Genomic DNA, 11,293 nt, shown 5'->3' with positions numbered 1-11,293 from the left:
GCTGCCCGGCCCCGCGGCGCCCCCCGCCCCCCCGCCCCCCCCCCCGCCGGGGGGGGCGGGCCGGCCCGGCCCCCCCCCCCCGCCCGATCACCGCAGCCCGTACGCCTGGAGCACCGTCTGGTCGACGGTGTTCCCGGCCCGGTCGGCGGCACGCACCCGCAGCGACACCGTCCCGCGCCCCGCCGGCACGGTAGCGGTGTACCGGGTGCCCGACCCCGTGGTCGGCGCGTTGCGCCAGGTGACGCCCCCGTCGAAGGAGACCTGCACCCGGACGCTGGCACCGGTCGGCCTCGGCGCCCCGGCCGGCTGCCGCAGGGTCAGCCCGAGCTGGTGCGGCCGGTTGCCGCGGACCGTGCCGCGCAGGTCCGCCGGCACCCGGTAGTCCACCTGGAGCAGCGACAACGGCGTGGCGGCGTCGCCCGCCGGTCGGGCCGAGGTGAACTCCCAGGCCGTGTTTGTCCGCGTGCCGTAACGCCAGTCGACCGAGGACCGCTGGGTGGTCACGTCCAGGCGGTACCGGGCCGCCCCGGCGGTCGTGGGAACCGACGCCCAACCCTCGGAGAGGTCCGCGATCTGCTGCCCGTTGCGGCTGACCCGGGCCGTGACGGTGTCCGACTCCTCACTCTCGCCGGCCACGCTGTAGTGCCCCTCGGCGTCGACGAACTCGGGCACCCGCAACTCCAGGTTGTCACCGGTGCGGGTGGGCACCGGCGCACCGGTGGCCGGGACGGCCGGGCGGAGCACCGGCGCGTGCCAGGTCTCGGTCACCCGGTCGTCGGCGGCGTAACGCCGCGGCTGCTGGGTCAGACCACCGGTCAGCTGCCCGCCCTGCATGAACATGATCTTGTGCAGCACCCGTTGCTGCCACCAGTTGTCCCCGGAGCTGACGAACTCCCGTCGGGTGGTGCCGGTACGGACCAGCCGCTGGTTGTCGTTCCAGGCGGTGTCCTGCCACGGACGCCACCCGAACCGCTGCTCGCTGGCCCAGTCCCCGCCGACGTTCCCGTAGTGGGTGGTCACCTCGGCGGTGTTGCGGTCGGTGACCTTGTGCAGGATCCGCTCCGGGACCCGGCCCTTCGAGACCTGCCACACGTCGTACAGGTACGGACTCTCCACCGTCAACGTCAGGTCCAGCGTCGTGTGACGCTTCCGGACCGCCGCGATGATCTTCTGCCCGTCGTCGTACGCCACCGCCATCGACGGGATCGGCAGCCGGTCACCCAACGGGGTCCACGACGTCCACGCGCTCTGGTCGGCCGGGCGGACGATCAGCGCCACCTTCGCGCCAGCGGCAGCCGCCGCCGCGATCTGCTCCTCCTCCGAAGCGTCCGGGGTGCTGGTGAGCAGCGCCGCGGCACCACGTACCCGGGCCAGCTCGGCGGGGGTACCGGTGCCGGCCCAGACCAGCGGCAGCTTGCGCCGCTCGGCCGTCGCCGGCGAGTAGCCCATCAGGTTGATGTCCAACGGACCGGACACCCCGCTGATCGTCGCGTCCACCATCGGCGCGACCAACTGCCAGCGCGACGCGAACTCGAACTCGCCCTGGCGTACCGCACGGGTCGGGGTGACGTTGACCTGCTGAATGGTGCTGAAGGTCATCACACCGTGGTCGACCTGCCGGCCGTTGCCGAAGACCCGGTGCTCGTAGAAACTGATCGTCGAGCGCTGCTCGGAGGGCTTCGGCGTCTCGATCCGCACCGGGGTGCCCTTGCGCGGGTCGAGGACCACCGTGAGGTCCCGGTCGACGAGCAGCTCCGGGTCGGTGACCAGGGTGATCTGCTCGTCCAGCGGGGCACCGTGCTCGATCAACGCCTGGACCAGGTAGGGGCCTTCCTCGACCTGGAGTTGCACCTCGCCGCCGACCCACCCGAGCCAGTCGGATTCGGGCTGCTCACCGAAGAGGGTGAGCACCGACGCGAGACCCGGCTGACCCTGCATGTCCAGCGCCCGCACGGTCACGGTGTGCAGCGGTCCGCTGAGGGTGAGCGCGACAGCGGTGCGCACCGCGACGCCGTCCGCGCCGGTGGCCACCAGCCACCCGCTGTGCACACCCCGGTCCAGCTTCGCCGGGTCCGCCCGCAACGGCACGGCGACGCTGCCGCCGGCCGGCACCGTCACCTCGACGCCGCCGACCGTGACCCCGTCGGTCTCGGCCGCACGGGTGTCCAGGTTGCGCAGCTCCAGGGCCAACCGCAGGGTCTGCGGGGCCGTGCCACCGTTGGTGTACGTCACGGTCCGCTCGACCGGCACGCCACCGGTGCTGAGCCGGCCGAAGTCAGCGGTGCCGGACCCATAGACCCGCTGGCCGAGCGCGCGGGCCACGTCGACCCGACCGGCGCCCTGCTCGAAAACGGTCAACGCCGGGTTCGCCTTCGTGGTGCTGACCAGCGCGTCCTTGAGCTTCGCGGCGGACCAGTCGGGATGTTCCTGGGCGAGGATCGCCGCCGCCCCGGCCACGTGCGGCGTGGCCATCGAGGTGCCGGACGCGGTCGTGTACGCGTCGTCCACCGGCGTACCCATGGCGGTGCCGGCGGCCCGGGCGGCGACGATGCCCACGCCCGGCGCGGTGATCTCAGGCTTCAGGCCGTTGTCGCCGAGGCGCGGACCCCGGCTGGAGAACTCCGCCAGCTCGTCGGCACGGTCCACAGCGCCGACGGTCAGCGCCGCCGCGGCCGCGCCGGGCGCACCGACGGTCCGCGCGGCACCCGAGTTGCCGGCGGCGACCACGAACAGCGCGCCGGTCTCAGCGGTCAGGTCGTTCACCGCCTGGCTCATCGGGTCGGTGCCGTCGGTCGGGTCGCCACCGAGGCTCATGCTGACCACCTTCGCGCCGGAGTGGGCGGCCCACTCCATACCCGCGATGATGGACGAGCTGTAGCCGGAGCCACCGTCGTCGAGCACCTTGCCGACCAGCAACCGCGCACCCGGGGCCACGCCCTTGCGCAACCCGTCGGACGCCGCCCCGCTGCCCGCGATGGTGGCGGCCACGTGGGTGCCGTGGCCGTGCCCGTCTCGGGCGCTGCCGCTGCCGGAGAAGTCCTGTGCCTCGGCGATCCGACCGGCCAGGTCGGGGTGGGTGGCGTCGACGCCGGTGTCGAGCACCGCCACCTTCACGCCGGCACCGTCGCGGCCGGCGGCCCAGGCGATCGGAGCGCCGATCTGCGGCACGCTGTGCTCCAGCGTCGGGCGGACCTTTCCGTCCAGCCAGATCCGCGCGACACCGGCCCCGAGCCGGGCCGGCGAACCGGCTGTCACCCGCTGCCCGGGCGCGCCGCGCAGCGACGTCCACAAGCCACCCAGGTCACCCTTGCCGACCCGCAGCGCCGCGCCGTTGATGCTCTCCAACGGACGCGCATCGGTCGCGCCGGCCAGCGGCCGGACCCGTCCGGCGGCCGGCTCCTGATAGCGGACGATCAGCGGCAACGCGCCCTGCGCGGCATCGCCGTACCCGTCGGCCGCCAACTCCTGCACGTCGAACAGGTCGGGGTCGAGCACCCCCGCGGAGAGGTACGGCATCACGTCGCTGGGCAGCACCCGCAACCCGCCGTCGGCCTCGACAGTCTGGAAGGCGATCCGGTCGCGCCCCGGGCCGGGGTGGACGGTGGCGGCGACCCGACCGGGTGCCGCCTGCACCAGGTCGACCTGGTCGCCGGTGATCAGAGTGATGCGGACGGGTGCGTGCTGGGCGGGCGTGCCCGACGTCGGGCCGGTGGGCCGGGCGGGCGGGTCGGCGGACGCCGGTGCGGCGACGCCGACCACCAACGCGCCGACCGCGCCGACGGCGAGCCAGCGTGGGGACCAGTGCATGCGATGGGCTCCTCTACTCCTCCAGGCCCGCCATCCGTGGATGAGGGCCGATCGGAGTCTGCGTCGGAGCGTGTCACCAGGTCACTAGTCGCACGCCGCCGCAGCGGCGACATGTCGTCAGGTGGACAACTGACATCCACCGACCGTGTGCACCACCGTCACCGGCGGCTGCCACGCCAACCGTGCACGGGCAGACCGAACTTGGCCACCAGCCGGTCGGTGAACGGACGGGGGCGCAGCCGCACGATGCGCACCGGCAGGGCACCACGACGCACCGTCACCCGCGCGCCGGGCGGCAGGTCGTAGACCCGACGCCCGTCGCAGGAGAGCACGGCGAGGGTCGTGAACGGGTCGACCGTGATCACGAAGGTGGACGTCGGAGCCGTCACCAGCGGGCGGCTGAACAACGCGTGCGCGCTGATCGGCACCAGCAGCAACGCCTCCACCTCCGGCCAGACCACCGGGCCGCCACCGGAGAACGCGTACGCGGTGGAACCGGTGGGGGTGGCGCAGACGACACCGTCGCAGCCGTACCGCGACAGCGGCCGACCGTCCACGTCGACGAGCAGCTCCAGCATCTGGGCCCGCTCGCCCTTCTCGATGCTGATCTCGTTCAGCGCCCAGGACTCGATGGTCGGCCCACCGTCGAACTCGGCCGTGACGTCCAGGGTCAGCCGCTCGTCGACCGTGTAGTTGCGGCCGACGACGTCCCGGACGGCGGTGTCCAGATCGTCGATCTCCGCCTCCGCCAGGAAGCCCACCTTGCCGAGGTTGATGCCGAGCAGCGGCGCCTTCGCGGGTCGGGCCAGCTCGGCGGCGCGCAGGAAGGTGCCGTCCCCACCGAGCGCGAAGACGATCTCGGCGCCCTCGGCAGCCTGCGGGCCGCCGACCGGCACCACGCCCGGCAGGTCGAGGTCCTCGGCCTCGTCGGCGACCACCCGTACCTCGAAACCGGCATCGATCAGGTCGGCGGCGACCGACCGGGCGTGCTCCGTGCTACGCCGACGACCGGTGTGGGTCACCAGCAGCGCGGTCCGGCTCATCGGGCCACCCGCCCACGCCGAACCGGGCCGCGTCGCGTCACCGGCGCCGACACCTCGGCCCGGCCGCGTGTCACCGCCCGGCCCACTGCGGCACCCTCACTGCGCGCGTTCACCCTGCGACCTCCTCCGCCGCCACGTCCGGCACCGCGCCGGCCGTCGTCGAGCCGTCCGGCCCGGCCGCCACCACGGCCCGCACCCGCTCCGGGTCGGCCGCTGGTGCGCCCCGGCGCAACCATACGAAGAACTCCACGTTGCCGCTGGGCCCAGGCAGCGGGCTGGCCGCCACGTCGGCCAGCCCGAGGCCGAGCCGTGCGGCCGCCGCCGCCACGTCCAGCACCGCTTCGGCGCGCAGCTCCGGATCGCGGACCACACCGCCGGCGCCGACCCGGTCCTTGCCGACCTCGAACTGCGGCTTGACCATCAGTGCCAGGTCACCGTCGTCACGGGTGCAGCCGGCCAGCGCCGGCAGCACCAGTCGCAGCGAGATGAACGACAGGTCGGCCACCGTGAGATCGACCAGGCCGCCGATCGCGTCCGCATCGAGGGTACGGACATTCGTGCGCTCCAGGACGCGGACCCGCTCGTTCGTCCGCAGCGGCCAAGCGAGCTGCCCGTAGCCGACGTCCACGGCCACCACCTCGGCCGCGTCGGCGCGCAGCAGCACGTCGGTGAACCCCCCGGTCGACGCTCCCGCGTCCAGGCAACGCCGCCCGGCCACGTGCAGCCCACCGGGGGCGAACGCGGCCAGCGCGCCGGCAAGCTTGTGCCCGCCCCGCGAGACGTACTCCTCGGCCGGGTCCGCACCGGTGACCAGGAGCGGGTCGGCGGGGTCGACCATCGCGGCCGCCTTGCGGGCGACCACGCCCCGCAGCTGGACCCGGCCGGCCTCCACCAACGCGGCGGCCTGCTCACGCGAGCGGGCCAGACCGCGGCGGACGAGTTCGGCGTCGAGCCGGTTACGACGTGCCATGGATGGTTCTCCGGTCTGCTCAGGCCTGGTCGTCCCGCTCAGGTCTGGTCGATGGTGGCGAGGGTTTCCCGCAGCGTCTCGTAGGCCGCCTCGTACTGGGCGATCTGGTCGGCGGGAGCGAGCGTCGCCGCGTTGGCGATGGCCCGCACGGCGGCGTCCACCGCCGGATGCCGTGCCTCGTCGTCCCCGAGATCCAGCGGCGGTCCGGGGCGGGCACCCACCGGCGGGCCCGGGCGGGCCGGGAACGACCCACCAGCCGGCGGACCGGGCCGCGGGAACGACCCGCCAGGCGGCGGTCCGGGCCGGGTCATTCGGCGTCGTCCGGCCGCTGCCTGCGAATCGCCGCCTTCTTGGCGGGCATCACAGCCGGCGTCGGGATGTCCTCGTCGGCCGTCCGGCTGATCGTCGCCGGCGCCTTCTTCGCGACGGCCTTCTTGGCGACCGCCTTCTTCGCGACGGCCTTCTTCGCCACCGGCGCGGAGACCGGGGCGCCGGCCGGGGCGCCGGACGGCACGAGACCGGTGCCGGGCTTCGCGGCGACGGTCGGGTCGGGTTGTGGCGTGGGGCCGGCGGTCGGCGCTTCGGCCGGCTCGGTGGACCGCGCCTCCCGCAGCTGCCGCTCCAGATCGTGCACCCGCCGGGTCAGCTCGGCCACCTCGTCGGCGGTGGCCAGACCGACCGCGCCGAGGGCCCGGTCGACCTCGAAGCGGACCAGCTTGGTCAACGCCTCCCGGTTGGCGGCCCCGGTGGTGACCAGTTCCTCGCCGAGGGCCTGGAGTTGGGCGGCGGTCGCGCCGCCGGAGCCGACGAGGCGACGTGCCACGTCCTGGGCCTTCTTCCGGGGCGCCTCCGTAAGGCCCATGGCCAGCTCGAGGTAGGCGCGCCACGCGTCCTGCATGCCTGAGTCCTTCCACGGGGCGGGGTGTGCAGGTGTCACGCTACCGGGCACCCCCGACCGACCCGTGCGGTACGGTGCCGAGGACGGCGTGGCGATCACCGAGGGGGAGATGTGGCCAGCGTGGACGAGTGCCGGCAGGCGTTGCAGGAGCTGGCCGCCCGGTTGGATCGCAACGCCGAGACCGTGCGCGAACGGATCGACCTGGACCGGACGCTGGCCTGCCGGATCACCGACCTGGACACCGCGTTCCACGGCCGGATCACCGGCGGCCGACTGGTCGAGCTGACCGACGGCGACGACCCCAAGGCCAAGATCGCGCTGAGCACGTCCAGCGACGACCTGCTCGCCCTGGTCCGTGGCGACCTGGACGTCACCGGCGCGGTGACCTCCCGCCGGGTGTCGATCAAAGCCAACCCGTTCGACCTGCTCAAGCTGCGCAAGCTGCTCTGACGACCGCCCGGCTCACGCCGCCGCGGTCAGACCGAAACTCTCCACCGCATGGGCCGCGTCCGAGCCCACCGGACGGATCTTCGGCAGCGCCGGCACCGACGCCGACCAGGCCACCGCGCAGAGCGCCGCGAGGGCGTCCAGCGGCCGACCGGCCCCGGCCAGCTCCAGCGTGCCGTCCCGGTCGGTCACCGACCAGCCGCCGGCGTCCGCCGGGCCCGGGACCCGCACGGCGGCAGCCGGGTCGAAGAGCCCCGCCAGGTCTTTCGCGACGTACGTGGGACGTCGCCGCGGCTCGGCGGCCAGCAGCTCCGGTACGCCGTGCACGCCCGTGAGCACGAGCAGGCTGTCCAGCCCGGCCCGGCGGGCACCCTCGATGTCGGTGTCCAGCCGGTCACCCACGACCAGGCTCCGCCCACCGCCACTGCGCCGGGCAGCGGTCTCGAACAGCGCCGGCTCCGGCTTCCCGACCACCACGTCGGGGTCTCGCTCCAGTGCGGTACGCAGCACGGCGACCAGCGACCCGTTGCCGGGCAGCGGTCCCCGCCCACTGGGCAGGGTCCGATCGGTGTTGGTGGCGATCCAGATCGCACCCGCCCGCACCGCCACTGACGCTTCGGCCAGCTCGGCCCAACCGACCTGCGGGCCGTACCCCTGCACCACCGCCGCCGGCTTCTCATCGGCCTGGGTGACCGGGTTCAGGCCGACCGCGCGCAGCTCCGCGCGCAGCGCCTCCGCGCCGACCACCAGCACCGACGCGCCGGCGGGTAGCCGGTCACGCAGCAACTCGGCCGAGGCGGCAGCGGAGGTGAGGACCTCCTCCGGTCGGGCCGGCACGCCCATCCCGGTCAGCAGGTCCGCGACCTCGCTGGACCGGCGCGACGCGTTGTTGGTGGCGTACGCCACCGCCCGTCCCTCGGCGTGCAGCCGGGCCACCGCGTCGACGGCGCCGGGGATCGGCCGGTCGATCAGGTAGATCACGCCGTCCAGGTCGAAGACGACCAGGGTGTACCCGTCGACCAGCCGCTCCCCCACGCCCGCGCTCACCGCTGCGTCGACCCCGACTCGTCGTCCCGGGCCGGCACGGTCCCGTCGGCGTTCGCCGCGTCGCCGTTCGCCGCGTCCCGGTCCGTCACGCCGCTGTCGCCAGTGGTGGCCGCGTCGGCGTTGCCGCTCCCGGTGGGGTGACGGTCCTCGTCCTCGTCGTCGAAGCCTTCGTCGTCAGCGGGACGGCCGACAGCGTCGTCCTCCTCGTCGTCGTCGAAGTCCTCGTCGTCATCGTCGTCGTCGTCGACATCTTCGTCGTCGTCGTCATCGTCATCGTCATCGTCATCGTCGTCGTCGTCGTCGTCGTCGTCGTCGACATCTTCGTCGTCGTCGTCATCGTCGACATCTTCATCGTCGTCGTTCGTGTCGCCGGCCAGGTCGGCGTCGGGTCGGGCCGGCACCGCACCGGGAGCGCCCGGGCCTGCGGCGATCTCCTCGGCGGCCTCGTCCTCTTCGTCACCCTCGATGACCACGCCGTCGAGTTCGAGCAGCCGCTCGGCGGCGTCGGTCTCGCCCTCGGTGTCCACGTCGGCAGCGCGGGAGAACCATTCGCGGGCCTCCTCGCGCCGACCCACCGCGAGCAGCGCGTCGGCGTAGGCGTACCGCAGTCGGGCCGTCCACGGCACGGTGGCCTCGTTGGTGAGGTCCGGAACCTGGAGCATCGCGACCGCGGCGTCCTTCTGCCCGAGGTCACCACGCGCGCCGGCGGCGACGATCAGCAGTTCGATCGCCACGGCCTGGTCCAGCTTCTCCCGGTCCGCGCCACGGAACAGGTCAATGGCCCGCTCCGGCCGGCCGAGAGCCCGCTCGCAGTCCGCGAGCACGGCCAGGTGGCTCTGCAGTCCGCTCATCCGGTGGTAGGTGCGCAGCTCCGCGATCGCCGACTGCCACTCTCCCGCCCGGTACGCGGCCAGACCGACCGCCTCACGGACAGCGGAGATGCGCGACGCGAGCCGCCGGGCGGCCAGCGCGTGCGCCAACGCCTCGGCCGGGTTCTCGTCGATCAGCTGCCCAGTGGCGACCAGGTGCCGGGCCACCGTCTCGGCGACCGGCTTGTTCAGCGAGAGCAGCTCAGCGCGAACGTCCTTGTCGAGGTCGGTCGCGACAATGTCGTCCGGCAGTGCCGGGGCCGAGCTACGCCCGCCCTCGGACGACTCGGAGCCACCCGCGCGGTCATCGCGACGGAACTCCCCCTCACGACGCGGCCGCTCGTCGGACCGGAAACCCCCGGTACGCTCGCCGCCCCGGTAGCCGCCCTCGCGGTCGCCGCCCCGGAAGCCACCCTCACGCGGGGCGCCCGAGCGCGAACCGTCACGGTCCCCGCCCCGGAAGCCACCTTCGCGACGGTCACCACCACGGAAGCCACCCTCACGGGGAGCGTCCGAGCGCGAACCGTCACGGTCGCCGCCACGGAAGCCGCCCTCACGGCGGTCGCCGCCTCGGAAGCCACCGTCGCGGTCGCCGCCACGGAAGCCACCTTCGCGCGGCGGGCCGGAGCGAGTGCGGTCACCACCCTGGTAACCGCCCTCACGGCGGTCACCACCACGGAAGCCACCGTCGCGGTCACCACCGCGGAAACCGCCTTCACGCGGAGCGCTGGAACGCGAACTGTCACGGTCGCCGCCCCGGAAACCGCCCTCACGGCGGTCGCCGCCCCGGAAACCACCGTCGCGGTCGCCGCCCCGGAAGCCGCCCTCACGGGGAGCGCTGGAACGCGAGCCGTCGCGGTCGCCGCCCCGGAAGCCGCCCTCACGGGGGGCACTGGAACGCGAACTGTCACGGTCGCCGCCCCGGAAACCGCCCTCGCGACGGTCACCACCACGGAAACCACCGTCGCGGTCACCACCGCGGAAACCACCCTCACGCGGCGGGCCCGAGCGCGAACCATCACGGTCACCGCCACGGAAACCGCCCTCACGGCGGTCACCACCACGGAAACCACCGTCACGGTCACCGCCCCGGAAACCACCCTCACGGGGGGCACTGGAACGCGAACTGTCCCGGTCACCGCCACGGAAACCGCCTTCGCGGTCACCACCGCGGAAGCCACCTTCGCGACGGTCACCGCCACGGAAGCCACCCTCGCGGTCACCACCACGGAAACCACCCTCACGCGGCGGGCCCGAGCGCGAACCGTCACGGTCGCCACCACGGAAGCCACCTTCGCGACGGTCACCGCCACGGAAGCCACCCTCGCGGTCACCGCCACGGAAGCCACCCTCACGCGGCGGGCCGGAGCGAGTGCGGTCGCCGCCCTGGTAACCGCCCTCACGACGGTCACCACCACGGAAACCACCCTCACGCGGAGCGCTGGACCGCGAGCCATCGCGGTCGCCACCACGGAAGCCACCCTCACGCGGAGCACCCGAGCGCGAACCGTCGCGGTCGCCACCACGGAAACCACCCTCACGCGGAGCACCCGAGCGCGAACCGTCGCGGTCGCCACCACGGAAACCACCCTCATGGCGGTCGCCGCCCCGGAAACCACCGTCGCGGTCGCCGCCTCGGTAGCCGCCTTCGCGCGGAGCGCCCGAACGCGAGCCGTCACGGTCGCCGCCACGGAAGCCACCCTCGCGGGGAGCGCCGGACCGGAAGCCGCCCTCACGCGGAGCACCCGAGCGCGAGCCATCACGGTCGCCGCCACGGTAGCCACCTTCGCGCGGAGCGCTGGAGCGCGAGCCGTCGCGGTCGCCGCCGCGGAAACCACCCTCGCGGCGGTCACCGCCTCGGTAGCCGCCCTCACGGGGGGCGCTGGAGCGCGAGCTGTCCCGGTCACCACCACGGGAGCCGGAGTCGCGGCCGCCGGCGTATCCGCCTCGTGCGCCGCCGCTGTCGCGGTCTCCCCGGTACGGGGGCCGGCCTTGGTCGTCGCGGCGTGGGCCGCGGTCGCGTCCGCCCGCACCGTCAGTACGGTCTTCGTAACGACGGGGACGGTCTCCGCCCTGCGGTCCTGAACTCACAGGTACATCCTTCCTGATTGCGCCACCAATGGCGCTACGCAGTCGAGGGGGGGGCCCGGGGGGGGGGGGCGCCGCACGGGGATTTTTAGGGGGGGGGGCTCAACACCCCCACCCACCCCAC

General features: G+C 74.0%; 9 protein-coding genes. 1 reads left to right on the top strand and 8 read right to left on the bottom strand.

Annotated elements, in window-relative coordinates:
• Nucleotides 1–87 precede the first annotated feature (87 nt).
• The 5 genes from AB0B48_RS28530 to AB0B48_RS28510 form a co-directional block, all read right to left on the bottom strand.
• Nucleotides 88–3,807 carry a S8 family serine peptidase gene (locus AB0B48_RS28530; RefSeq protein ID WP_357206867.1) on the bottom strand — a complete coding sequence of 1,240 codons (3,720 nt, stop codon included), beginning with the start codon at nt 3,805–3,807 and terminating at the stop codon, nt 88–90.
• Between the two features lie 158 nt (nt 3,808–3,965).
• Nucleotides 3,966–4,850 carry an NAD kinase gene (locus AB0B48_RS28525; protein ID WP_357206865.1) on the bottom strand — a complete coding sequence of 295 codons (885 nt, stop codon included), beginning with the start codon at nt 4,848–4,850 and terminating at the stop codon, nt 3,966–3,968.
• A 109-nt stretch (nt 4,851–4,959) separates the two neighbouring features.
• Nucleotides 4,960–5,820 (bottom strand): TlyA family RNA methyltransferase, encoded by an 861-nt coding sequence (locus AB0B48_RS28520; protein WP_357206863.1) that lies wholly within the window; start codon nt 5,818–5,820, stop codon nt 4,960–4,962.
• A 38-nt stretch (nt 5,821–5,858) separates the two neighbouring features.
• Nucleotides 5,859–6,131: a hypothetical protein gene (locus AB0B48_RS28515; RefSeq protein WP_357206860.1), complete on the bottom strand. Its 273-nt coding sequence runs from the start codon at nt 6,129–6,131 to the stop codon at nt 5,859–5,861.
• The gene (locus tag AB0B48_RS28510) at nt 6,128–6,718 is read right to left on the bottom strand and encodes a hypothetical protein (protein ID WP_357206858.1); all 591 of its coding nucleotides are present in this window, start codon (nt 6,716–6,718) and stop codon (nt 6,128–6,130) included. The genes AB0B48_RS28515 and AB0B48_RS28510 overlap by 4 nt, the downstream gene beginning before the upstream one ends.
• 111 nt (nt 6,719–6,829) lie before the next feature.
• Here AB0B48_RS28510 and AB0B48_RS28505 point away from each other — a divergent pair, with 111 nt between their 5' ends.
• The gene (locus AB0B48_RS28505) at nt 6,830–7,168 is read left to right on the top strand and encodes an SCP2 sterol-binding domain-containing protein (protein WP_355008437.1); all 339 of its coding nucleotides are present in this window, start codon (nt 6,830–6,832) and stop codon (nt 7,166–7,168) included.
• A 12-nt stretch (nt 7,169–7,180) separates the two neighbouring features.
• On the opposite strand, the gene AB0B48_RS28500 is transcribed toward AB0B48_RS28505, so the two are convergent.
• Genes AB0B48_RS28500 through AB0B48_RS28490 form a run of 3 tightly spaced genes read right to left on the bottom strand, consistent with a single transcriptional unit; the run spans nt 7,181 to nt 10,772 of the window.
• On the bottom strand, nt 7,181–8,212 hold the full coding sequence (locus AB0B48_RS28500) for an HAD-IIA family hydrolase (protein WP_357206856.1): 1,032 nt from the start codon (nt 8,210–8,212) through the stop codon (nt 7,181–7,183).
• The gene (locus tag AB0B48_RS28495; protein ID WP_357206854.1) at nt 8,209–9,249 is read right to left on the bottom strand and encodes a hypothetical protein; all 1,041 of its coding nucleotides are present in this window, start codon (nt 9,247–9,249) and stop codon (nt 8,209–8,211) included. The genes AB0B48_RS28500 and AB0B48_RS28495 overlap by 4 nt, the downstream gene beginning before the upstream one ends.
• A gap of 20 nt (nt 9,250–9,269) precedes the next feature.
• Entirely contained in the window at nt 9,270–10,772 is a 1,503-nt protein-coding gene (locus AB0B48_RS28490) for a hypothetical protein (protein ID WP_357206852.1), read from the bottom strand.
• Nucleotides 10,773–11,293: the final 521 nt, after the last annotated feature.

The organism is Micromonospora sp. NPDC049089, assembly GCF_040648775.1.
GTDB lineage: Bacteria > Actinomycetota > Actinomycetes > Mycobacteriales > Micromonosporaceae > Micromonospora.
Note: the sequence above shows the minus strand (reverse complement) of the source record. Positions and strands in the feature narration are given on the sequence as shown.